This is a genomic window from Lascolabacillus sp. (assembly GCF_028696275.1).
Classification (GTDB): domain Bacteria; phylum Bacteroidota; class Bacteroidia; order Bacteroidales; family Dysgonomonadaceae; genus Proteiniphilum; species Proteiniphilum massiliensis.
Window position 1 is genome coordinate 78,695 of sequence record NZ_JAQVHI010000001.1, and the last position, 25,915, is coordinate 104,609.

The window sequence follows — 25,915 nt, forward strand, 5'->3', positions numbered from 1 at the left end:
TCAACTTAAATACTTTATTTTATTTTTATACCTTCGAATCAATGAACTAATAAAACTCATTTATTAAACGACTTATCTCTATTAATTACTCTTTTCTTTTTCGAGATAAGCATCAATTATTTTTATTCCTTTCTCTGTCGATATGCCTCTGACAAAATTTATCATCATTGTCTTGAATAGTTCATTAAAAGAGAATGGTGGTTTTTCTATGTATGAGGCTCGTAAATAGGTGTGTGTGCTCTCTTCAACTAAAAATGCAGCTATCTTAATATTAAGATCTTCACGTATATATCCCTGATTAATACCCTTTTGCAAAAACTCTTGTAAGAAAATATTATTCTCTTCCATATTTTTCTGGATCAATGCTGCTACTTTAGGATAATATTTATATATATCCTGAAAGAATTTAGCATTACACTCGGGCATTTGAGACTGTATCTCGATAACTTTCAAGAAAACCTCAACTACATTATAATCATCAGAAAGGTATTCTTGAAAAGCCAAATTACGATCATCTCTTAGCTTGATCATTAGAGAAGTAAGGATATCCTCTTTATCCTTAAAATTCTCGTATATAGTTCTTTTAGATATTCCCAAAGATGTTGCAAGCTCATCCATTGAAACACTTTTTATGCCATATACGAAGAATAAATCTTCTGCTTTCTTTAATATTCGATCTTTTATTTCCATTTGCTGCGTTTTAAAATGCGTGCAAAGGTAATTAGTAAAACTTGAAAACTCAAAACAGTTTTCCAGGTTTTAACATACTTTATTATAAGATCTTTTCATATTTTACAATTTAAGTACATCTCTGAGGGATTTATAACCTGAAGCGCTGGCTCTGATTTGGTCTCCGTTGTTAAGTGTTAGCATTTGATTTTGCTTTTCGTATAGCTCAATGCGTAGTATTTTTTCAACATTTACAATATAAGATCTATGAACTCTTACAAATTTTGATTGAGGTAAACCTGCTTCATAATACTTCATAGTATCCTCTTTCATATATTTACCATGATCAGTAACTATTTTTACGTAATCACCATCAGCCTCAATATATATGATATCCTGAACAAGAATTACATGAATTTTATTTCCTACTTTCACGGCAATACGTTCTATTGCTTCTGAACCTTCATCTGTCTGTTCCGGATTTAGTTTAGTTTCATTACTATCTGCTTTGAAATCTGTATCTGGCTCTGTTTCTATTTTATTTTCCACAACAACCATTTTATAATGTATAAACTGAATATCAATAATATATAACAACAACCCTATGAATGCGTTCATTGGAATTATATCAACAAACTTCTCAATATTTTCACTTCCAAGAATATAGTAGGAGGTAGCAAAACTTAGGCCTACCCAAACTGCTGTTACAAGAATACCTAATGCAAAATAATTTATAAATTGCTGTATAGGTTCAAGTTTTACATAGTTAGCTGATGGAATTACTATCAATAATAATCTGCATATTCCCAAAAGCAATAATCCATCGATCATACTTTTCAGTAAAAATATATTGAAAGAGAATGAAACGAGTGGTTGATATGCGAGGGTGTTCAACACAGCAAAAATGGCACTTAGAAGTAAAAGTATCAACCATTGAATCTGTGTATATGTGAATATAAATTTCATTCTTTAATTTATGTCTATAGAATTGAGCATCCTCCGAATGTAAGATTTCCTTGCAGAATCAATTTCCTTGATTGATCAGTTTGAGAAACTAATCTTTTATCTTCAACTCCACCTAATACTGTATGAATTCTTGTTTCGACAAGCCAGCTGTCAGGTATGTATAGTTCTATTCCACCGAAAATTGCAGATATATCCAGATAGGTCTCCCCTTCAGGAAGTGTGGTTTTGCGAAGGTCAAGAACTACACCGCCAAAAACTGCACTTATACTTCCACCATTAAATACAGGGTCTAAAAATATACTTTCTGAGCCACCAAAAGTTACATTTTTATTAATTACACCATCTCTATTTTCTGTTGATTGAAATTGCATTGAACGGTTTCCACAACCTCTCATACTCCTGTTTCTGCCAGAAATAACATTAAAAACAATTACTATTCCAACTATAATTAGCAGTAATGGCCAATAAACATTCGTAAAATTATCTTGAATACCGCTTAAATAGTCAGGATATGCTTCTGCTAATCTGGGTAGTAGAAAAAATATACCTGCAATAAGCCAAATAAATCCAAAAGCAAAGTCTCTCTTTGAGAAGCTGATTACAGATAGTATAATAAATATAATAGGCCATGAAAAAACAACAGATCTGAGAACAGGGTCAATCCATCCAAAATTAAAAGAAAGAAATAGAAACCCGGCAAGTATAAGAAGTATTCCAAAAGTAATTCCTTGTACTTTTGGAGTTTCATTTGGCTTAAATTTTTTTTCCATATGTAAAAATATTAAATTGTTTAAAATTTATCAATTATCTTAAAGTATTTAGCTATGTATATAACACTACTGAAATTACATGACTATGAATTAAGTTTCGCAAAGATATGCTAAGAGGGTTACCATGTACAATAATAAATCGATGAACATCATTAATTTCCCCGACGAATGAAGTAATTTCTACTGTAAATAATAGCTTATTTTACAAATAATGATAAAATAGTTATCTTTGAAATTAATATCTCAAGAAGTTAATATCATATGAAAAGCAAAAGGTATTTTATATTCTCGGTTCTGGCGATTAATCTATTATTTTCTGTCGGTTGCACAGGAGGTAAATCTAATGTAACAGAGATTAGTGAAATTGTTATCAATGGAGAATCGATGATTGATGAAAAAGTAATTGTTGAAGGATTATGTACTCATGTATGTGAAAAGAGTGGTATGAAACTATTTCTGAAGGATGAAAAGAGTGATTTCACAATACGTGCTGAATCAAGTGCTACTCTTGGTAAGTTTGATCCTGATTGTGTGGATAAATATGTAAGAGTTGTTGGTACAATTGCTGCAGATGAACAAATTGTTAACAGTACTAATACTCATCACACTGAGGAGTGTGAGTCAGAAAATTCACAAATAATATTTCACATTGAAGCTGAACATTATCAGATAATCGAGTAAAGAAAATTATAAACTATCGCATTATTTTTATAATTTTGTGCATATTATTATTTTTACTGCACAAAAACAATCAAAATGACAAATAACAAGTTGCGTAAAGATGCCCTTGATTATCACTCTCAGGGGCGTCCGGGAAAGATTGAGGTTTTACCTACCAAACCTTATAACTCTCAACATGATTTATCTTTAGCTTATTCACCGGGTGTTGCTGAACCATGCCTTGAAATAAAAAATGATCCGGGTGCTGCATATAAATATACTGCTAAGGGAAACCTTGTTGCAGTTATATCAAATGGAACAGCTGTTCTTGGTTTAGGTGATATAGGTGCCGTTGCAGGAAAACCTGTTATGGAAGGAAAAGGTCTTCTCTTTAAAATATTTGCAGGCATCGATGTTTTTGATATTGAGGTTAACGAGAAAGATCCTGAAAAGTTTATTCAGATAGTTAAAGCAATTTCTCCAACATTCGGTGGTATCAACCTGGAGGATATAAAAGCACCTGAGTGTTTTGAGATTGAGGAACGCCTGAAAGCAGAACTCGATATTCCTATTATGCACGACGATCAGCATGGAACTGCTATTATATCGGCGTGCGGACTACTTAATGCTCTTGAGCTTAATGGTAAAAAAATTGATGAAATAAAGATTGTTGTTAATGGAGCGGGTGCTGCAGCTAATTCATGTACTCAACTATATATTGCATTAGGAGCGAAACTTGAGAATATTGTGATGCTAGACTCAAAAGGTGTAATAAGTAAATATAGAACAGACCTTAATGAGCGCAAGAAACCATTTGCAACTGACAGAAAAATAACAACTCTTGAAGAGGCAGTTAAGGGTGCTGATATGTTTCTAGGATTATCTGTAGCTGATGTGCTGACTACAGACATGGTAAAATCGATGAGTAAAGATCCAATTGTTTTTGCACTTGCTAATCCTAATCCTGAAATTTCTTACGAGCTTGCAATGAGTGCAAGAGAGGATATAATATTTGCGACCGGACGTTCAGATCATCCTAATCAGATAAACAATGTACTTGGATTCCCATATATTTTCCGTGGTGCTTTGGATGTTCAAGCAACATGTATTAACGAAGAGATGAAAATTGCAACTGTTTATGCTCTGGCTGAACTCACAAAAAAAACAGTTCCTGATGTTGTTAATACAGCATACAGTATCAAAAAGTTACGTTTTGGCAGAGATTATATAATTCCTAAACCACTTGATCCAAGACTTCTTACAACTGTTGCTCCTGCTGTAGCTAGGGCTGCCATGGAGTCAGGTGTTGCCCGCAAGCCTATCGAAAATTGGGAGGAATATGATCATAAGCTGCGTGATCTTATGGGTCTTGATAATAAGATGGTGCGTAGAATGTACGAAATGGCGCGACTAAATCCTAAACGTGTTGTGTTCTCTGAGACTAATCATCTTAATATGCTTAAGGCTGCGGAAAATGCATATGCTGAAGGTATATGTCATCCTATTTTATTGGGAAATGAAGAGAAGATTGCAAAGATCGCAAAAGAGAACCAGATTAGTCTTAATGGAATAGAGATAGTTAATTTACGTCACGATCGTGAAGAAGAGCGTAGATTGCGTTATGCAGAAATCCTTTCCAAAAAGAGAGAACGTCAGGGAATGACTTTTGAAGAAGCTGCTGAGAAGATGTTCGAACGCAACTATTTTGGAATGATGATGGTTGAAACCGGAGAGGCGGATGCAATGATAACAGGTGTATTCAGTAAATATGCCGACACTATTGAAATTGCTAAAGAGGTGATTGGTATCCGTGAGGGTCTTAACCATATTGGTGCAATGCATATAGTAAACACTAAAAAAGGTATGCTGTTTCTTGCTGATACTCTATTCAACAGACATCCTGATACAGATACTTTGATAGACATAGCTAGATTGGCTGATGCTACTGTTAAGTTTTTCAATCATGATCCTGTAATAGCGATGGTTTCCTATTCTAACTTCGGGTCAGACTCAGTAGGCAGTCCTGCGAGCGTTCACCAGGTTGTTAAAACACTTCACGAAAGATATCCTGAAATGGTTGTTGATGGTGAAATGCAAGTTAATTATGCCCTGAATAAAGAATTGAGAGATAAGAAATATCCTTTTACACGTTTACGCGATAAAGAGGTAAATACACTTGTTTTCCCTAATCTGAGTTCAGCCAATGCTTCATACAAAATACTTAAAGAAACTGGAAAGAATGATATAATTGGTCCTATTCAAATGGGACTAAACAAACCGGTACATATTTTAGATGTAGATACTTCTGTGCGTGATATAGTAAATATGGTAGCCGTAGCAGTTATTGATGCAATTGTTGAAGAAAATATAAGATTAAATAATTTATCAAGAATAATTTAGGTATCTTCATCATTCAATAGAAACATATCTAATAAACAATCAAAATATTATGTCAAAAAGAAAAAGATTTATGCTTCCTGAAACGGAAATACCAACACAGTGGTATAATATTACTGCTGAGATGAAAAATAAACCTTTACCAATGATCAATCCACAAACAAAAGAGGAACTCAAAGCTGAGGATCTGTTTCCATTGTTTGCTGAGGAGCTATCACGCCAGGAAGTAAACCAAACTGATACATGGATAGATATTCCAGATGAAGTAAGAGATAAATATAAAATATATCGTCCCACTCCGCTGGTAAGAGCAACTGAACTTGAGAAAGCACTTGATACACCAGCGCATATATATTTTAAAAATGAAAGTGTTAGTCCCGTTGGTTCACATAAATTGAACTCAGCATTACCACAAGCTTACTATAATAAAGTTGATGGAACAACTAACATTACTACAGAGACCGGAGCTGGTCAATGGGGTACCGCACTTGCATTCGCTGCCAAAGCATTTGGTCTTGAACTTGCAGTCTATATGGTAAAGATAAGCTACGAACAAAAGCCTTACAGACGTTCTCTTATGCAGACATGGGGTGCTCAGGTAATTGCATCACCAAGCATGTCTACCAAGGCTGGACGTAAAATCATTACCGACCATCCTAACTATCAGGGAAGTTTAGGTACTGCTATTTCTGAAGCCATTGAATTAGCAATGCAAACAGAAAATTGCAAATACGCTTTAGGAAGTGTTTTAAACCATGTTTCATTACATCAGACTATTATTGGACTTGAAGCTGAAAAACAGATGGAGATGGCAGATGAGTATCCGGATATTGTAATTGGTTGCTTTGGAGGTGGTTCAAATTTCTCAGGCATAAGTTTCCCATTCATGCGTCACAACTTCACAGGTGAAAAGAAAACACGTTTTGTGGCAGCTGAGCCTGCATCATGTCCTAAACTGACCAGAGGGGAATTTAAATATGACTTCGGAGATGAAACTGGTTATACCCCACTTATCCCAATGTTTACACTAGGACATAAGTTTACACCGGCAAATATTCATGCTGGGGGACTTCGATATCATGGCGCAGGTAGCATTGTTAGTCAGCTTCTTAAAGATGGCTATATTGAAGCAGTAGATATAAAACAGCTTGACTCTTTTAATGCTGGTGTATTATTTGCTCGTACTGAAGGTATTGTTCCTGCACCTGAATCAAATCATGCAATAGCAGCAGCAATTAATGAGGCTTTAAAAGCTAAAGAAGAAGGAAAGAAAAAAGTAATTCTGTTTAATCTTTCAGGACATGGCTTTGTAGACATGAGTGCTTATGATCAATTCCTCGCTGGTGATCTTACAAATCATGTAGTTTCGGACGAAGATATTAGTAAGTTTTTAACAGAAGTCTGATATAGCTGAAAATGAGTATTAACAAAGAGCTGAGACTAATTTAATCCAAAAAAATAACATAAATAATTTGGATATTACGTATAGACCATTTATCTTTGGAATACATAAATGATGAAGTTACTGCCGCATTGGTCGATTGGGGAACTCATCAATTACATTTTATAAACCGAGACTCGTTTTTGGTTTCAATGGCGGGCCGCAGCCTTCGGGATTCCGATTTATCGGAACAGCGGATTACAAAGAAACTAAGACACTCAAATCCTGTCAAACGGAGTTTCGTCTTATTCCACCGATGCGGCTTCTTATAGAAAGCAGATTAGCAATATATTTAGTAATATAGCAATCTGCTTTTCATTTTATATACCACTTTTATGAATCTGGCAAAACAATATTTGGAGCTTTTTCTGGTTTTCTTCAAAATAGGAGCCTTTACTTTTGGAGGAGGCTATGCCATGATTCCACTAATACGCAATGAGGTTGTCAATAAAAAGAAATGGCTTGCTGATAATGAGTTTATGGATATGCTAGCATTAGCACAATCTGTTCCGGGACCAATTTCTTTAAACACAGCAATATTTGTAGGCAATAAAAGACTAGGCTTTAAAGGAAGTCTGTTTACTGGTGCTGGAATTATTCTCCCGTCCTTTATTATAATACTTCTTATTGCAATAGTCTTCACCCAGTTCAAGGACAACCAGGTTGTTGAACGCATTTTCAGAGGAGTTCGACCAGCAGTAGTTGCACTTATTGTAGCACCTCTTTTAGGTTTAGGTAAATCTGCCGGGATAAAAATAAGCAATATCTGGGTTCCAATAACAGTGGCCCTTTTAGTTTGGTTGCTAAAAATATCACCAGTATATATTATATTATTTTCAGCTATATTCGGGATTCTCTATTTTCTATTTATTAAACAAAAAACGAAAAAGTAAATGGAACTGACGGAATTATATTTGCAGCTTTTTATATCGTTCCTGAAAATAGGTCTGTTTGGCTTTGGTGGTGGCTACGCCATGTTACCTCTCATCCAAAGAGAGGTTGTTGACATACATGGCTGGATTAGTGTTAACGATTTTACAGATATAGTAGCTATTTCTCAAACAACACCTGGGCCAATAGCCTTCAACTCTGCCACGTATATTGGATACACAGCGATTACCGAAGCAGGATATTCAACAGGTTATGGAATATTGGGATCTGCAATCAGTACTTTAGCTGTTAGTATTCCATCATTAATATTAATGACACTGGTATGTCTGTTTTTCTTCAGACTTAAAAACAATCCTTGGTTACAATCTTCATTATCAGTATTAAAACTTACAATAATTGGTTTAATTGCTTCTGCAGCTCTGATGTTGATGAACGAACACAATTTTATTGACTATAAAAGCTGGATAATTTTTACAATTATCATGATTGCATCAATAAGGAAAGTCGATCCAATATTACTGATTGTACTATCTGGTATTGCGGGACTAATACTTTATTAATAAGATAAATATATTATTTGAACTAATTTATTTCTCAGTTATTACTTTATTTCTGTTACCTTTAATTAGAATTATCAATAAGAAAAGTAATATTGCAGCAATAACAACCCAAAACCACAATTCCACATAAAAGGGATCGTTACTATAATCAATATTGATATCCAACTCTTCAATATTCACTGTTTCAGACGAAATGACCGGATTTACTGATAAAAGGAATACAGAAATAATTACTATTACAGTCTTACGGCAAAAAGATGTGAATTTCATTTCATATTTTTTTTTGATAAGCGAGTCGCTCCGATCCATCAGAAACGTATATAATTCCACAATAGTGGAATCCTAAACTACCAAGAATCTTTTGCATAACAATATTATTTCTGTGTGTATCAACTCTGATATTCGGGCATTGAGTAAAACACCATTCAAAACATGCTTTAGCAACACCTTTCTCTTTACCCGATGATGCAATCCTGTGAACAGTGCCATATAGCTCGTCATTTAACCATTGGCCATCATAAATCTTCAAGTAAGTTGGATCTTCACCAATAATAAAACAAAAAGTACCAACAATTTCTCCTGCACTATTTTCACATATAAAACTGTGCCCAGCCTCTATCTCTTCGGTTATAAACTTCTCTGTAGGATAACCATTTATCCACTGACCTTCATTACCGGTACTGCGCATAAAATCACGGGCAATATCGTAAATCGGCATGATCTCCGGTAAGTCTTTATAAGTAGCAGGTCTGATTTTGGTAATCATCGCACTTAAAAAGGTTATTTTTTAGTTGATCTTTTTCCTGTAGTTTTCTTAGTTGATGTAGCTTTAGCCGTCTTAGTTTTTCCTTTATCGGCTGTTTTGCTAGTACCTTTCTTAGTTGTTGAACTTTCTGCAGATTCAGACTTCTTTGTTTTCTTGCTTTTAGATTTTTTATCCTTAGCGCTATCTTCAATAATTCTTTTACACTCCTCAAGAGTCAACTTTTTAGGATCAGTTGTCTTTGGTATCTTGTAATTTGAATTCTGATACTTGATATAAGGACCATACCTACCATTCAAAACCTGTAGATCAGAATCCTCCTCAAATAATTTAATAGTCTTCTCCTTATCTTTCCTCTCCTTATCTTCAATAAGCTCGATAGCTTCCTCTAATTGTATCTCGAGTGGATCAACACCTTTTGGAATAGACACAAATTTATTATTATGCCTGATATAAGGTCCAAAACGTCCAATACCAATAACAACATCTTTATCTCTAAACTCTCCTATATTACGTGGTAGTTCAAATAATTTTAATGTTTCTTCAAGAGTGATTGATTCAATCGATTGAGATTTTTGAAGAGATGCGAATAGAGGTTTTTCATCCTCCTCCGGAGTACCAATTTGCGCCATTGCACCATAACGTCCAATCTTTACTGATACCTGTCTGCCTGATTTCGGATCAACACCCAATACCCTTTCACCAGCCTTATGCTCCATACGCATATTTGCTGTCTCCTCAACAATCGGATGAAAGACATCATAGAAATCAGATATTGATTTATTCCACTTAGCTTTACCTTCGGCAATTTTATCAAATCCCTCTTCCACTTTAGCCGTGAAATTATAATCTATTATAGAAGGAAAATATTCTACCAGGAAATCATTCACAACAATACCTATATCTGTGGGGAAAAGCTTATTCTTATCTGCACCGGTAGTTTCAGTTTTTTCAGAATCTTTTATTTTTCCTTTTTTAAGAAGAAGGACATTAAAATTTCTTTTTTCACCATCAATACTTTTTTTCTCAACATACTCTCTGTTGATTATCGTTGAGATAGTTGGAGCATATGTTGAAGGACGTCCAATGCCCAGTTCTTCCATTTTTCTAACCAATGAAGCTTCAGAGTATCTGGCAGGACGTTGAGAGAATCTCTCAGTAGCAGAAACTTCCTGCATTTCAAGTACTTCACCCTTTTTAACCGGTGGTAATATACCATCCTCTTTCTCCCCATTCTCATCATCAGTACCTTCAAGATACACCCTAAGGAATCCATCAAACTTTATTACCTCACCATTGGCTACAAACTTACCATCCGTATTTGACACCGAAATATTGGCAGTAGTGCGTTCAAGTTCTACATCAGCCATTTGCGATGCAATAGTTCTCTTCCAGATAAGGTTATACAGTTTCTTCTCTTGAGCCGTACCCTCAATCTCATGTTCACTTATATATGTAGGGCGTATTGCTTCGTGAGCCTCCTGAGCCCCTTTTGATTTTGTACTATACTGACGAGACTTATGATACTTTTCACCATACTGATCTATAACCTCAGTTTTGGCAGTACCAATTGCCAAACCCGACAAATTCACCGAGTCTGTTCTCATATATGTGATCTTACCCGACTCGTACAGTCGCTGTGCAACCATCATAGTCTGCCCCACAGAGAAACCCAGTTTACGTGACGCTTCCTGTTGAAGAGTTGATGTAGTGAAAGGAGCAGCAGGTGATTTTTTTGCAGGTCTGGTTACAACATCCTCAATGGAAAAAACCGAACTCTTTAATTTCTCAAGAAGTTCCAGTGCCTCTTCTTTTGTTTTCAGACGCTTGTTATACTCTGCTTTAATTTCGTAAGTCTGTCCATTTTCCACTTTCGAGAAAACTCCAACCACCCTGTATGATGCTTCTGAATTAAAGTTTTGTATCTCACGCTCACGCTCAACAATTAATCTTACAGCAACAGATTGTACTCGACCAGCAGAGAGAGCCGGTTTAATTTTTCTCCATAATACAGGAGATAGTTCAAACCCTACAATTCTATCCAGGACACGTCGAGCCTGTTGAGCATCAACCAGATTCTTATCAATCTTTCTTGGGTTTTTTATAGCTTCAAGAATTGCATTTTTCGTAATCTCGTGAAAAACAATTCTCTTTGTATTTTCCTCTTTAAGTTCAAGAGTTTCGAAAAGATGCCAGGAAATAGCCTCACCTTCACGGTCCTCATCAGAAGCCAACCATACAGTATTAGCCTTTTTAACAGCAGCCTTCAGTTCTGATACTATTTTCTTTTTATCATCCGGAACCTCATAGATAGGTTCAAAGTTATTTTCAACATCAATACTAAAATCCTTCTTCTTCAAATCACGTATATGCCCATAACTCGACATTACATGAAAATCTTTTCCAAGAAATTTTTCTATCGTTTTTGCTTTCGCGGGTGACTCAACAATAACCAGGTTCTTTTCCATCAATTGTTCTTTTCTTCTTTAGCTTTTTGTAAGCAGATAGCTTTCAAATTAATGATTTAGCACTACTTTTAGGGTGCAAAAGTAGTAATTTTGTGGTTGCAACAACAGTTTTTTTAGAATTTCCTTGATTATTAAGTAATTTTCATAAGATAATAACACTATTTATTTTCATTTAATACCACCCCATAAATAGATGACAGCATTTCAGATAGCTGTGTTGAAAGTGATTTACGAACTCTCAACTTCATTCGGCACGATTCCTTAAAATCCTGAGTCCACTCCACCTCTTCAAACTGTTTTAATACTCTCATAACATCATTAAGATGAATGTATTCGAAATCGATTACTATAACATCATCAACAGTCCTTGTTATTATCTCTGCATTTGCAATTGCATCCGCTGCAGCCTCTCTATATGCTTTAATCAACCCCCCTGTACCAAGCAGTGTACCACCAAAATAACGTACAACCAGAATAAGCACATCTGTAAGTTCAAATGAGTTAATCTGTCCTAATATTGGTTTACCCGCTGTACCGGAAGGCTCACCATCATCATTATACCTGAACTCTTTTCGCTCCCACCCTAACATGTATGCCCAACAAACATGCCTGGCATTATAATATTTCTTACGATATTCCTCCAGAATCCCCATTGCCTCGTCAGCACTCTTCACGGGAAATAGAAATGATAAAAACTTACTCTTTTTTTCATTTATATATCCCTCAGAAGGTCCTGAAACGGTTTTATAGCTGTCGTCCATAGTTTTTATTCACTTTCTCATAATATAAACAAAAGTAGTATAATTATGAAATGTATCAAACTATAGTAAAATAGCAGAGATATAGACTTCAGCTGAAGTTGTTTCGTCTTAGTCTTTTAATGATTTAAATGTAATTGGATATGGAATAAATTAAGACTATCTAAACAGTACTGATTATCTCACATTTCATCTTGAGATATCCTATATATTACTTAGAAGTTAATAAATTGGCTCAAATTAACAGGTGCCTTTATTTAATAAATCCTCTTTTATACAGCAATAGTATCAATCATTTTATCCAAATTTAGGCTACGTGCAGATGCATCGAATATTTTCCTGTACTCACCATTAATTTTATAAAGATTCTCGTGCGAGCCACTCTCTACAAGATAACCATCCTTTAAAACATGAATCACATCCGCCTCAACAATCTGCGATAAGGAATGGGAAATTATAACCACTGTTCGCCCCTCCTTTATGGCATCAAGACTCATTTTAATATGTTCCGTTGCTATTGCATCCAGACTTGCTGTAGGTTCATCAAGGAAAATAATGGGAGGATTCTTTAAAAACAGTCGCGCAATTGCAATTCTTTGCTGCTGACCTCCACTTAGGTTTGAAGCATCAGTATTATAACCTTCAGGCAATAACAATACCTGTTCATGCAGAAAAGCTTTTTCTGAGGCTTCTATCACCTCATCATGTGTTGCATCTAACTTTCCATACAAGATATTGTCATATACTGTACCTTTAAAAATATGATTTTTCTGCAATACCAAACCGATATTATCCCTTAAAGATCCATTCTCATAATCTTCCAGATCTATTCCATCAAGCTTAATCACACCATTATCAGGCTTATAAAACTTACAGAGAAGATTGATCAAAGTACTCTTACCTGCACCACTCAGGCCAACAATTGCAGTTGTCTTTTCTTTTTCAAGTGTTAGACTCACATCTGTAAGGGCTTTCTTACCATTTGGATAGGTGAAATTCACATTGTTTACTTCAAACTGACCTTCAACATCCTTTGCTTTTATATCTCCACCTACCTCAACAGCATCATCATTATCAAGCACATCAAAAAAACCATCCGCATAAATAAGAGCATCATTTACCTGGTCATAAATTCTATGAAGCTGACTGATTGGAGCCGAGACATTACGGAAAAGCATTATGTGCATCATTATGGCACCAATACCCATCTGTCCGTTCAGAACTAAATATACAGTAAGTATTATTATTAGTACAACCCCGATTTGTTGTATGAATGACTTCAAGCTCTCAAATACATAGCTCGTGCGACGTGTCTGCAGTTGGTTATCCAGCATCTCCATCTGCAGCTCATACTGTTTTTCACCCTCTGTTTTCTCTCGAACAAAACTTTTAATAACTGTGATTGAGTCGATAATATTAATGAGACCGTGATTTTTACGTTCACGCTGACCTCGCAATTGCATACGCCACCCTTTTAGTCGATATGCCTGTCGCTGACTAACAAAGAAATATACAGGAATTATTACAAGAGCCATCAGCCCTACATACATATTAGCATTAAACATAACCACCAGGGCAATTACAGCAGTGGAGAACAGAGGCAGGATATCAAGAAAAAAGTTTTGTACCAACCTAATCAGACTCTCAACCCCACGATTTATTCTGGTCTCCAGATAACCTGTCTGATTATCCGACTCCGCAAAAAACGACATCTTGTAAGTAAGCAACCTATCCACAGCCTTCTGAGACAGGTCGCTACCAACCTGTATTCGTATCTTCTCACCAAAATATTTTTGTCCAAACTGAATACCAATATTCAGCAACTCATTTGCAAGCATTATTGCAGAAATAATCAATAACAGCCTCATACCATTCACAATAGGATCAGGCTGACGCAGCAGCTCCTCCACACGATTTATTGTCTCGTTCACCAAAAGGGGATTCACCTGTGCGGCAAAAGATCCTATCAGTGTAAGTAAAAGTGTTCCTGCAATCATACCCTTGTAAGGTTTTACAAACGGCAATAGGTTTCGGAAAAGCGCTTTAAAAGATTGGGAATAAGTATCATTTTTTTTCATCCCCTGTTGGACTGTCAATGTACATTAAGGTTTAACTACAAGTCATTAACAAAGAAAAGCGACACCATTAAGGCATCGCTTTTTCTACATATATCTATTAATTATAGTCCTCAGAATCTTTTATAAGATCAGGGAAACATTATTTAATTCAAATCAGCATTTTGAAGCTCCACAGTTGCGGCATTTGAGACATCCCTCTTCATAAACAAGTGTCTCCTGACCACAAACAGGACATTTCTGGCCTTTAGCTTCAGTTTCGTTTGGCAGATATTTCTTAAGTGCACGCTCAACACCATTCTTCCATGTATTAATGGTTTCGCTATCCAGTTCAAGGCCCGATACCAACTTAATAACCTGATCAATAGGCATACCGTAACGAAGAACACCGGAGATAAGTTTTGCATAATTCCAGAACTCTGGATTAAACTTGCCATCCAGACCTTCGATAGTTACTTTGTAGCCACGGCGGTTCTGAAACTGGAAATCGTAGTGCTTTCTGCCATCATTATCATAAGCTTTAATGATTTTACCGGAAGTAACACTCTTAGGAATCATGATACCATCATCTTCATCATTGATACCGGTAAAGATTTCGTAAGGTCTTCCATTAAGCAAACCGATAAATGCAATCCATTTCTCCTTATTATTCTGAAATTTTATCACATCTGCATCAAGCTCGATAGGACGAGAAGTAACAACAGGTGGCATTTCGAAACAGTCCTCTGCTTTTTTCTTATCTTTTGTCTCAGCATCTCCGTTAGATATTAATACACCTGATCTTGAACCGTCACGATAAACTGTACAACCCTTACAACCACTCTTCCATGCCTCCATGTAAAGTTCTCCTACCAGATCCTCAGAAACATCATTTGGCAGATTAATTGTTACACTTATTGAGTGATCAACCCACTTCTGTACACGTCCCTGCATACGAACCTTTTGCAACCAGTCAACATCATTGGAAGTAGCCTTGTAATAAGGAGACTTAGCAACCAGTTCATCAATTTCGGCATTCGTATATTTTTTAGTAGTCGAGTATCCATTTGCTTCCATCCATGTAACAAACTTATGGTGGAACACGATGTATTCTTCCCATGAATCTCCATTCTCATCTACAAAGTCAATCTTAACATCCCTGTCATTAGGATTCACTTTGCGTCTTCTGGTATATACTGGAAGAAATACCGGCTCAATACCTGATGTTGTCTGAGACATCAGACTGGTTGTACCAGTTGGTGCAATGGTGAGACATGCAATGTTTCTTCTACCATATTTAACCATATCCTCATACATCTGGGGACTTGCTTCTTTAAGACGGTTGATAAATGGATTATTCTTCTCACGCTCTGCATCAAATATCTCAAAAGCACCTCTTTCCTTAGCCATTTTAACAGAGGAGGTATATGCATTAATTGCAACTTCGCGATGCACCTTCTCCGAGAAGTCATTTCCTTCATCAGTACCATATCTGATACCTAGTGCTGCAAGCATATCACCTTCTGCTGTGATTCCAACACCTGTACGGCGTCCCTGCAATGTTTTGCGCTGGATTTTCTTCCAAAGATTCCTCTCAGTAGATTTAACCTCTTCTGTTTCAGGGTCAGCATCAATCTTCTCAAGAATCTTATCAATCTTCTCTGCTTCCAGGTCAACTATATCATCCATAATACGCTGAGCCAACTGAACATGTTTGGCAAACAGCTCAAAATCGAAATAAGCATCCTCTGTAAACGGATTAACAACATATGAATACAGGTTGATTGCCAGCAAACGGCAGCTATCGTAAGTACACAAAGGAATCTCTCCACAAGGATTGGTAGATACAGTTTTGAAACCAAGATCTGCATAACAGTCGGGCACCGATTCTCTGACAATAGTATCCCAAAACAGGACACCCGGCTCTGCAGATTTCCATGCATTATGTACAATCTTTTTCCACAGCTTCTGGGCATCAATTGTTTTTTCATATTTAGGATTATCTGAATCAATTGGAAACCTCTGCTTGTAAGTCTTCCCAGCAGAAGCAGCTTCCATAAACTCATCATCAATTTTAACAGAGATATTAGCTCCTGTCACTTTACCCTGCTCCAGTTTAGCATCAATAAAATCTTCCGAATCGGGATGCTCAATTGATACGCTAAGCATTAATGCGCCACGACGACCATCTTGTGCAACTTCGCGAGTGGAGTTTGAGTAGCGTTCCATGAAAGGAACCAGACCGGTTGATGTAAGTGCCGAGTTTTTTACAGGCGATCCTTTAGGACGGATATGAGACAGGTCGTGTCCCACTCCACCACGTCTTTTCATCAATTGCACCTGTTCTTCATCAATACGGATGATCGCGCCATATGAGTCGGCACTACCATCCATCCCAATAACAAAACAGTTTGATAATGATGCAACCTGGTAATCGTTCCCTATACCGGTCATTGGACTACCTTGTGGAATAATATATTTAAAGCGATCAAAGAGGTCAAAAAGTTCCTGTTCGCTTAATGGATTTTTATATTTCTTCTCAATCCTGGCTATCTCTTTAGCCAGTCTCCAATGCATATCTTCGGGAGTCTTTTCGTAAATTACACCCTGACTGTCTTTAAGCGCATATTTGCTTACCCACACCTTGGCAGCTAGCTCATCTCCGCTGAAATAGTCCAGCGACGCCTTATACGCTTCGTCGAAAGTGTATGTCTTTTTTTTCATAAGCTGTTGGTTTAATAATATAAAATGATTAAAATTGGTGCTAATAAGCAAATACAATGAACATTTATTTTTTAATATCTGATATTTTTCACTGTCAGACTTATTTTGCCATGCAAGTTTATTGAAAGTTTATCAGAGCGCAAAATATTTACAAATATATTTATCAACAATCATGTGAAATTTTCTAAATTAATTTATATCAAGCTGATTATGTGCTATTTAAAAAAAACACAAAGACAAAATGTTTTCCAGACAGGAAAAGTATACTGATTTATAGATAGATAAAATATACAAGTTGATTAAAGTTAACAACCTATAAATATAAAGAAAAAAATCACTCAGCACCATTAACTCGCTGAGTGATTTATAATTCAGGTATAGTATTTGTAAAATTTTGTCTCTTTTTTATTCAATATACTTCACCGCACCCATGAATAAAATAGAACCCGTGGAATTTTCCCTAATTATATAAATGAATGGTCGGTTTGCATTAAATGTTGCTGTTCTGTCAGGCTGATAAGAGGTAAGTTCAATTCCTACTACCGTTACTGCAGCTGCTTCTGTTCCAACCTCATCAGTATTTATATATGTAAATTGTTCTACGAAAGAGATGAATGCATCAGCATCAGTCATTCTTGAAAAATCTGCTGCCCCTGGCTCAAAGGCTATACCCATACCCATCTTTTCAAGAACATCATTAAGCACCCTGCTATACTCTGTCTTGAATTTAGGCAAGTAGAGATCTACCTGAGTGCTGCGCAGCCCTGAAACAAGATTGCCCCAGGAGTTACTGTTCTGCAATTCTTGCGTGACATCTGCAAGCTTATTACCCTCCTTTGGCAGTAGCACAATCATACTGAATGCCTGATTTCCATATGGCAGCTCTACAATCTGCATTGTTTGGTTTTCGTTATATTTGAAGCTGGATTTCTGATGCATCATATCAACGTTCTTTGTTTGGCCATCCTCACTGTAAAAAGGTTTGCTTGATGTATTCCGGGAATTAAACTCCGATGTCCATATACCTTTAAAATAGAGAGCATTCATCAGATACATCAAAGCATTTGGGTTTGTCTTATCCAGAACGTGTGTTATCAGGTTATTCGTGTTGTCGGCTGCCCATTTATTCATCAGCTTTACAGAATTAGCATCAGAGAAATCTACCGATTCAACTGTAGAATTAAAATATTCATTGTTTAATCTTATAAAATCATCTTTAATTTTTATATTCTTATTAGTCCATATAGAGTTAGCAATTGCCAGCTTAGTTGAGGGATCGGTCTTCAGAAGTGCCTCCCTGAGCTTCTCATAATATTCATTAACTTCCTGATCTGTATATCCGTCAAGTTTAAGTACCTTTTGCATTACAGCTTTGGTTTCTCCATCGGCACCGTTCCATGTCATTGCCAGCGCCATACTCAGACTCAGAGGGGATATCATAAAGTTTTTATCCAACTCGGCTGCCTCCTCATTAAAAACATTAGCAAAAAACTCAATCGCAAACTGCTGGTCAGATTTCACCATTTCTGCCTCAGAACCTCGCAGCTCAATTTTAATTGGGTCAGGCAGCTCTTTATCAAGATCACTGTTGCCTTTTTCACATGATGCAGATGATAAGATTGCCGCAATGGTAACAAAAATAAGGGTAGTAATTTTTAAGTTCATTTGATTATATAGTTTTTTTATTAATAGTTCCTTTTAGTACTATTATAAGTATGATGCTTTATATGGTAAGAAGGTTGCATAGGAAATGATATTTAACAATTCAATGTAATACAAATGGCAATATAATATCTGATTGAGCTGATTTTTGTATATACATAATTCATTCAATCTACATTCTTATATAAGGTATATAAGAAGAAGGTAAGAACATAGTAAGAAACAGTTAAGAATGAGGTATCTATCTTCTACATTTCAGGCACTGAAATTAGTCTGAAATTAATATTAAAACTAAACTTGATGTTGTTTTCTGTTAACATAGTATTTTGATAAAATAATTGCTTATTTTTGCACCTAAAATCCACACTTAGATTCACCTTTTTAATTTTTGCTGTAATGAGAAAATGGCGCATTGAAGATTCAGAAGAACTTTACAACATAAATGGTTGGGGAAACGGTTATTTCTCCATTAATGATAAGGGAAATGTTCAGGTTACACCCACCAAACAGGAAGAGATTAGTGTTGACCTTAATGATCTTATGCGTGAGCTATATTTGAGAGATGTAGTTGCACCAGTATTAATTCGTTTTCCGGAGATTCTTGATAATCGTATAGAAAAAATATCGCAGGGCTTTGCAAAAGCTTCAAAAGAGTATGATTATAAGGCAAAGAATCATATTATTTACCCCATTAAGGTAAATCAGATGCGCCAGGTGGTTGAAGAGATTGTATCAAGTGGCAAGCGATTCAATATTGGTCTGGAAGCCGGCTCAAAACCAGAACTGCATGCGGTTCTGGCTATTAATACCGATAATAACTCTCTTATAATATGTAACGGATACAAGGATGAAAGTTATATTGAACTAGCTCTGCTTGCACAAAAGATGGGCAAGCAGGTGTTCCTGGTTATCGAAAAGCAAAATGAACTGGAGCTGATTATCAAGATTGCTAAGCGACTAAAAGTGAAACCAAATATTGGTATCAGGGTGAAGCTTTCAAGCTCAGGTAGTGGCAAGTGGGAAGATTCGGGTGGCGATGCCAGTAAATTCGGTCTTAATTCAAGTGAAATTCTTGAGGCTCTTGAGGTACTGAAAAAGAATAATATGAGCGACTGCTTCCGATTGATTCATTTCCACATTGGTAGCCAGATCACTAAAATTCGCAGGATAAAAACTGCTCTTCGTGAGGCTGCACAGTTTTATGTTCAGCTGCACGCTATGGGCTTTGGTATTGAATATGTTGATATAGGTGGGGGACTTGGAGTTGATTACGACGGTACAAGGTCTTCTTTTACGGAGAACAGCATCAACTACTCTATTCAGGAGTATGTGAATGACTCTGTTTCTACCTTTGTGGATGCTGCAAATAAAAACGAGCTTCCTCATCCTAATATTATAACTGAATCGGGACGTGCGCTGACTGCACATCATTCGGTTCTTATTTTTGAGGTTCTGGAAACGACTACTCTTCCTGAATGGCCTGAGGATAAGGAAATTCAGGAGGATGACCATGAATTGGTTAAGGAGCTTTATAAAATTTGGGATACGCTTACTCAACCACGAATGCTTGAAGCATGGCACGATGCTCAGCAGATCAGGGACGAATCGCTTGACCTGTTCAGTTTGGGTATGCTTGATATAAAAACGAGAGCTCAGGTGGAGCAGTTGTACTACTCTATTGCCCGTGAAATAAATTTAACCAGCTCCAGGGCAAAACATGCTCCTCAGGAACTGCGACAGTTATCAAAGCTGCTTGGAGATAAATATTTCTGTAACTTCTCTCTGTTTCAGTCGTTGCCCGACTCATGGGGTATTGACCAGGTGTTTCCAATAATTCCTATACATCGACTTGATGAGAAGCCTGACAGAACTGCTACTTTGCAGGATATCACATGTGATTCTGATGGTAATATATCTAATTTTGCTTCTCAGGATGGTTACCGATCTACTTTCCTGCCGGTTCATTCTCTTAAAAAAACGGAGCCATATTACTTGGGGGTTTTCCTTGTAGGTGCTTATCAGGAGATCTTGGGTGACCTTCATAATCTATTTGGAGATACTAATGTGGTTCACGTATCAACAAGTGAAAATGGTTATCATATTGATCAGGTAATTGATGGTGAGTCTGTGGCAGAAGTGCTTGAGTATGTACAGTATAGTCCTAAGAAATTAGTACGTACTGTTGAAACTTGGGTAATGAGTTCTGTGAAACAGGGTAAGATATCTGTTGAAGAGGGTAAAGAGTTTTTATCCAACTACCGTTCTGGTCTGTACGGATATACATATCTGGAGTAACATTAGTCATACACTCCCATTGTGCACTCTTCATCACTAAGCTCAAACTCAATTGTGCAGTGTTGGACTCCTATTTTGTACATTGAGTCTCTGATTCTGGTTTTTAACATATGCTGGTCGGTCATGCTCAACTCCCTTTTGAGCACTACATGAAGGGTGAGTACGTTATACTCACCGTCAACCGACCATGCATGCAGGTCGTGTACAGCACTTACTTCGTCTATATTGAGCATCATATCTTCTACATTTTCGATATCTAGTTTAGAGGGACTGCCTTGTAATATGATATGCATGCTTTCTCGTAAATTGCGGAAGACGTTTAAAAGTATAAACAGGGCTATCGCAATTGATAATATTGGATCGATTATTGGTGCATCAATAAATAGCATTATTCCTGCACCAACAAGTACTGCTACCCAGCCTAATACATCTTCAAGCATATGAAGTGAAACTACTCTCTCGTTTAATGAACTGCCTTTTCGTAGTCTGATTAATGCAATACCATTAATTATGATGCCCAAAACTGCGAGCAGGAGCATACCTTCGGCATCAGGTTGCTCAGGATTAAAGAGGCGGGGAATAGATTTAACAAGTATCAATATACACCCCACGAACAGAATTACAGAGTTAATTAATGCTCCTAAAAGTGAGAAACGTTTATAACCGTATGTAAAATCGTGTGTTCGTGGCTTTTTAGATATTTTCTGAAAGTACCAGGAGAGTCCCAAAGTTATACTATCACCCAAATCATGTACTGCATCGGATAGTATTGCCATACTATTTGTCAACACTCCTCCAATTAATTCGATAATCGTAAAAGTGAAATTAAGGAAGAAGGCAGTTTTGATATTTTTTACATCATTATTGCCATGGATATGATTGTGTGCATCCATAAAACCTATCTGTTATCAATAATAACATTGAGAGAAAAAGAAAGTTCAGTGCTGTCATATAACTCATTATTATGTATATTTGTTATTAAATAATTAATTTATAAAATATGAAACAGTTATATTTAACAATTATATATGGCATGATTATGATCACCGCCTGCAATACTAATAAAGAAGAAGTGAAAATATTAAAACAATCTGATTTTCCTGCACCACCGGTTGCAGAAGTAGTCCCCGATACGTTTGAAAATTTCGGTCAAAAGCGTATCGACAACTATTATTGGCTTAAAGACAAAAACAATCCGAAAGTTATTGAGTATCTGAATGCCGAAAATGAATATACCGAAAGTGTTATGGCCTCTACTAAAGAACTGCAACAGACTATCTATGATGAGATTTTGGGAAGGATAAAGGAGGATGATGAGAGTTATCCTTCATATATAAATGGGTATTGGTATTATAGTCGCACAGAAAAAGGCAAGCAATATCGAACATATTTGCGCCGCAAGGGTTCATTAGATGCAGAAGAAGAGGTCATCTTTGATGTGAATAAGATGGCAGAAGGGAAATCTGCTTTTATTTTTGCAGGTTATTCTGTTAGTCCGGATAATAATAAAGTAGCATACCTGTTCAACGAGACAGGTTCTTATGCCGAGTATGTGATGAAGATTAAGGATTTAAACACTGATGAGGAGATAGGTTTCACTGTAATTGGTGCTACCTCTGTAACTTGGGCTAATGACAATAATACTCTGTTTTATGGTGTTATCGATCAGACTTTACGTCCTTATCAGATTCACAGAAGAGGGCTAAACGAACATCAGAGCACTTTGATTTATGAAGAGAAAGATGCGAAATTCAGAACTTATGTTTCCGGTACTAAAACTAAAGAGTATATATTTATTGGAAGTGCAAGTTCAACTACTTCTGAGGAGAGGTATATATCTGCTGACAGACCACTGGATGAATTTAAAGTTTTTATGCCACGTGTAAAGGATGTAGAGTATTCTGTTTTTCCGCATAAGGAGAAGTTTTTTGTAAGTTATAAGGATCGTGAGAATCTGAATTCTATGATTTATGAAGTTCCTCTTACTGGTTATGAGGATAAATCGACATGGAAAGTTTTCTTACCTCATGATGATGATGCCAGGTTAGAGGGTATTGATATAGTTAAGGATTATATTTCTGTAGAGTTACGCAGAGAAGGACTTACAGAGATTATTGTTATGTCTCTGAATGGAGGCGACACAAAAAAAATTGTTTTCCCTGAACCGGTTTATTCAGCATCTATGGGTGGTAATCCCGAGTATGAAGCAACAACAATTAGATATACTTATACTTCGTTAAATAGACCTACTACTCTTTATGAGTATAATATTTTAACTGGCGAATCAATCAAGTTAAAAGAACAAGAGGTACCATCGGGTTTTAATCCTGATGATTATACTGTGGAAAGGTTATGGGCAACTGCTCCTGATGGTGTTCTGGTTCCAATGGCAATAGTATATAAGAATGGATTGAAAAAAGATGGTAGCAACCCTGCATTGATCTATTCATATGGTAGTTATGGTTACAGTACCGACGTACATTTCAGTGCAAGCATGTACAGCCTGATAGATCGAGGTTTTGTTTATGCTATTGCACAGATACGTGGTGGAAGTGATCTGGGTGAACAGTGGTATGAAGATGGTAAGCTGCTGAATAAAAAGAATACTTTTACTGATTTTATAGCATGCAGCGAGAAGCTGATTAATGATGGGTATACTTCATCTGATAAGCTTGCAGCTATGGGTGGAAGTGCTGGAGGTTTGCTTATGGGTGCAGTAAGTAATATGAGACCTGATCTTTATCAAACAATTGTGGCGCAAGTTCCGTTTGTGGATGTTATAAACACCATGCTTGATGATACTTTGCCTCTAACAACGGGTGAATATGAAGAGTGGGGTAATCCAAATGAAGAGGAGTATTATAACTATATTCTCTCCTACTCTCCTTATGATAATATTTCTGCACAGGATTATCCTAATATACTGGTGACTGGAGGTATTAACGATTCGCAGGTTCTTTTTCATGAGCCGGCAAAGTATACAGCTAAACTCAGAGCACTTAAAACGGATAACAATATTCTCATTCTGAAAATGAATATGGAATCGGGACATGGAGGTGCAACCGGTCGTTATGAAGGTATCAAGGAAACAGCTTTTGATTTTGCATTTATATTAAACAGGGTAGGAATTTATAAATAAATATGAAAAAACTTGAACTCCACTGGAAGATCTTAATTGGTATGGTTGCCGGAATTTTATTCGGCTTTGTTATGAGCTCTTTCAGTTGGGGTTATGATTTCATACTAAACTGGATTGCTCCTTTTGGTACAATATTTATAAGATTACTGAGATTAATTGCAATTCCTCTGATCTTGGTTTCGCTGGTTAAAGGGGTATCTGATCTGAAGGATATATCTACGTTTAAGAATATTGGTATTCGAACAATAGTATTGTATATAATAACAACCTGTATAGCAATTACTACTGGTCTTGTTCTGGTAAATATAGTAAAACCGGGAGCGGGGCTTTCTGCGGAAACAATTGAGGAGCTAACAGTAACTTATGCCGGTGATAATACTATCACTTCTAATATTGAACAGGCGGAGTTTCAGGAAATGAGTAAACCGCTCGACTTTTTAGTGGATATTGTTCCTGATAATATTTTTGGTGCTATGAGCAATAATCAGCTCATGCTTCAGGTGATTTTCTTCTCAATTCTATTTGGGATCAGTATGCTTTTGGTTGATTCAGAGAAGACCAAACCTCTGTCTAAGCTTTTTGATTCGTTGAATCATGTGATACTGAAAATGGTTAATATCATCATGATGATAGCCCCATATGCTGTATTTGCATTGCTGGCTCAGATTATTGTAAGTTCAGATGATTCGGAAATTCTGCTTAAACTGTTAAATTACGCTACAACCGTAATTGCTGGTCTGTTTATCATGATTAGTATTTATCTAATCATTCTTTATCTGTTCACAGGGAGAAAACCTTCATGGATTATTAAAGGAATTGCACCGGCACAATTGCTGGCATTTTCTACAAGCTCAAGTGCAGCTACTCTTCCGGTAACAATTGAGAGAGTGACTAACAAATTGGGGGTTGATCATGAAGTGTCAAGTTTTGTGTTACCGGTAGGGGCAACAATAAATATGGATGGAACTAGTCTTTATCAGGCTGTTGCAGCAGTATTTATTGCCCAGGCTCTTCATATCCCGCTTGATTTTATGGATCAGCTTACAATCGTACTCACTGCTCTGTTAGCTTCTATAGGCTCGGCTGCAGTACCTGGTGCAGGCATGATTATGCTGGTGATTGTTCTTGAGTCTATTGGTATACCCTCAGATAAAATGGCAATTGGGTTGGCTTTAATTTTTGCTGTGGATCGTCCACTTGATATGTGCAGGACTGTAGTTAATATTACAGGTGATACTCTAGTTTCAGTTTTAGTTGCAAATTCTATTGGAAAAATGCACGACCCTGAGAAAGGATTGGAGGTTGATAAAAGTTATCTTTCTGAATAGATTAATTATGATACAGGTTAAACGTATATATGATTCTGTAACTGAAGATGATGGTTACAGAGTGCTTATCGATCGGTTGTGGCCGAGGGGGTTTTCAAAAGAGGATGCTAAAGTCGATCTATGGATGAAAGAAATTGCTCCCTCAACAGAGTTAAGAAAATGGTTTCATCATGATCCTGATAAGTGGATGGAATTTCAACAGCGATATAAAGATGAACTGGTTAACAAAAAAGAACTTATTGATCAGCTACTTAAGCTTGAGAAAGAGAAAAAAGTAATAACTCTGCTTTTCTCGGCAAAAGATAGGGAAAAGAATCAGGCTATGGTATTAATTGAGGTTTTGCGTGATAAAGTATAGCAGGGTAAGTAT

Annotated in this window: 20 protein-coding genes; 9 read left to right on the plus strand and 11 right to left on the minus strand. The window is 36.4% G+C overall.

Annotated features, from left to right (window positions below; genetic code table 11):
* Nucleotides 1-81 precede the first annotated feature (81 nt).
* The 3 genes from PHO43_RS00360 to PHO43_RS00370 all read right to left on the minus strand — a co-directional run bounded on the left by PHO43_RS00360 (nt 82) and on the right by PHO43_RS00370 (nt 2,405).
* A complete protein-coding gene (locus tag PHO43_RS00360; RefSeq protein ID WP_045089377.1) occupies nt 82-690 on the minus strand; it encodes a TetR/AcrR family transcriptional regulator in 609 nt (202 codons plus the stop codon).
* Nucleotides 691-792: 102 nt separating this feature from the next.
* Nucleotides 793-1,635: a LytR/AlgR family response regulator transcription factor gene (locus tag PHO43_RS00365; protein ID WP_045089376.1), complete on the minus strand. Its 843-nt coding sequence runs from the start codon at nt 1,633-1,635 to the stop codon at nt 793-795.
* Between the two features lie 14 nt (nt 1,636-1,649).
* Nucleotides 1,650-2,405 (minus strand): LiaI-LiaF-like domain-containing protein, encoded by a 756-nt coding sequence (locus PHO43_RS00370; protein WP_045089375.1) that lies wholly within the window; start codon nt 2,403-2,405, stop codon nt 1,650-1,652.
* A gap of 261 nt (nt 2,406-2,666) precedes the next feature.
* On the opposite strand from PHO43_RS00370, the gene PHO43_RS00375 reads away from it, so the two are divergent.
* The 5 genes from PHO43_RS00375 (at nt 2,667) to PHO43_RS00395 (ending at nt 8,354) form a co-directional block, all read left to right on the plus strand.
* Nucleotides 2,667-3,086, plus strand: coding sequence for a hypothetical protein (locus tag PHO43_RS00375; protein WP_053826487.1), 420 nt, complete (start codon nt 2,667-2,669; stop codon nt 3,084-3,086).
* A gap of 75 nt (nt 3,087-3,161) precedes the next feature.
* Nucleotides 3,162-5,465, plus strand: coding sequence for an NADP-dependent malic enzyme (locus PHO43_RS00380; RefSeq protein ID WP_045089374.1), 2,304 nt, complete (start codon nt 3,162-3,164; stop codon nt 5,463-5,465).
* A 49-nt stretch (nt 5,466-5,514) separates the two neighbouring features.
* Nucleotides 5,515-6,867, plus strand: coding sequence for a TrpB-like pyridoxal phosphate-dependent enzyme (locus PHO43_RS00385; protein ID WP_288008700.1), 1,353 nt, complete (start codon nt 5,515-5,517; stop codon nt 6,865-6,867).
* 371 nt (nt 6,868-7,238) lie between these two features.
* Nucleotides 7,239-7,796, plus strand: coding sequence for a chromate transporter (locus tag PHO43_RS00390; protein WP_045089372.1), 558 nt, complete (start codon nt 7,239-7,241; stop codon nt 7,794-7,796).
* Entirely contained in the window at nt 7,797-8,354 is a 558-nt protein-coding gene (locus PHO43_RS00395) for a chromate transporter (protein ID WP_045089371.1), read from the plus strand.
* 27 nt (nt 8,355-8,381) lie between these two features.
* Here PHO43_RS00395 and PHO43_RS00400 read toward each other — a convergent pair whose 3' ends face one another.
* The 7 genes from PHO43_RS00400 to PHO43_RS00430 all read right to left on the minus strand — a co-directional run bounded on the left by PHO43_RS00400 (nt 8,382) and on the right by PHO43_RS00430 (nt 18,786).
* Nucleotides 8,382-8,624, minus strand: a complete 243-nt coding sequence (locus PHO43_RS00400; RefSeq protein WP_045089370.1) for a hypothetical protein — start codon at nt 8,622-8,624, stop codon at nt 8,382-8,384.
* Nucleotide 8,625: 1 nt separating this feature from the next.
* On the minus strand, nt 8,626-9,120 hold the full coding sequence (locus tag PHO43_RS00405) for a GNAT family N-acetyltransferase (RefSeq protein ID WP_288010956.1): 495 nt from the start codon (nt 9,118-9,120) through the stop codon (nt 8,626-8,628).
* 14 nt (nt 9,121-9,134) lie between these two features.
* A complete protein-coding gene (gene topA, locus PHO43_RS00410) occupies nt 9,135-11,585 on the minus strand; it encodes a type I DNA topoisomerase (RefSeq protein ID WP_053826490.1) in 2,451 nt (816 codons plus the stop codon).
* A 158-nt stretch (nt 11,586-11,743) separates the two neighbouring features.
* Complete coding sequence (locus PHO43_RS00415; RefSeq protein ID WP_053826491.1) at nt 11,744-12,346, minus strand: IMPACT family protein; 603 nt, start codon at nt 12,344-12,346, stop codon at nt 11,744-11,746.
* A gap of 269 nt (nt 12,347-12,615) precedes the next feature.
* Nucleotides 12,616-14,421 (minus strand): ABC transporter ATP-binding protein, encoded by a 1,806-nt coding sequence (locus tag PHO43_RS00420; protein WP_288008697.1) that lies wholly within the window; start codon nt 14,419-14,421, stop codon nt 12,616-12,618.
* A gap of 153 nt (nt 14,422-14,574) precedes the next feature.
* Entirely contained in the window at nt 14,575-17,121 is a 2,547-nt protein-coding gene (locus PHO43_RS00425) for an adenosylcobalamin-dependent ribonucleoside-diphosphate reductase (protein WP_045089366.1), read from the minus strand.
* A 405-nt stretch (nt 17,122-17,526) separates the two neighbouring features.
* Nucleotides 17,527-18,786: a serpin family protein gene (locus PHO43_RS00430; RefSeq protein WP_288010958.1), complete on the minus strand. Its 1,260-nt coding sequence runs from the start codon at nt 18,784-18,786 to the stop codon at nt 17,527-17,529.
* A 393-nt stretch (nt 18,787-19,179) separates the two neighbouring features.
* Here PHO43_RS00430 and speA point away from each other — a divergent pair, with 393 nt between their 5' ends.
* Nucleotides 19,180-21,078 (plus strand): biosynthetic arginine decarboxylase, encoded by a 1,899-nt coding sequence (speA, locus tag PHO43_RS00435; protein ID WP_053826493.1) that lies wholly within the window; start codon nt 19,180-19,182, stop codon nt 21,076-21,078.
* A gap of 2 nt (nt 21,079-21,080) precedes the next feature.
* Here the strand turns inward: speA and PHO43_RS00440 are convergent, their stop codons facing one another.
* Nucleotides 21,081-21,971, minus strand: coding sequence for a cation diffusion facilitator family transporter (locus PHO43_RS00440; protein ID WP_053826494.1), 891 nt, complete (start codon nt 21,969-21,971; stop codon nt 21,081-21,083).
* A 107-nt stretch (nt 21,972-22,078) separates the two neighbouring features.
* On the opposite strand from PHO43_RS00440, the gene PHO43_RS00445 reads away from it, so the two are divergent.
* Genes PHO43_RS00445 through PHO43_RS00455 form a run of 3 tightly spaced genes read left to right on the plus strand, consistent with a single transcriptional unit; the run spans nt 22,079 to nt 25,903 of the window.
* Nucleotides 22,079-24,217 (plus strand): S9 family peptidase, encoded by a 2,139-nt coding sequence (locus PHO43_RS00445; protein WP_288008695.1) that lies wholly within the window; start codon nt 22,079-22,081, stop codon nt 24,215-24,217.
* Nucleotides 24,218-24,219: 2 nt separating this feature from the next.
* Nucleotides 24,220-25,545 carry a dicarboxylate/amino acid:cation symporter gene (locus tag PHO43_RS00450; RefSeq protein WP_045089362.1) on the plus strand — a complete coding sequence of 442 codons (1,326 nt, stop codon included), beginning with the start codon at nt 24,220-24,222 and terminating at the stop codon, nt 25,543-25,545.
* Between the two features lie 7 nt (nt 25,546-25,552).
* Entirely contained in the window at nt 25,553-25,903 is a 351-nt protein-coding gene (locus PHO43_RS00455; RefSeq protein WP_197272020.1) for a DUF488 domain-containing protein, read from the plus strand.
* The last annotated feature ends 12 nt before the right edge of the window (nt 25,904-25,915 follow it).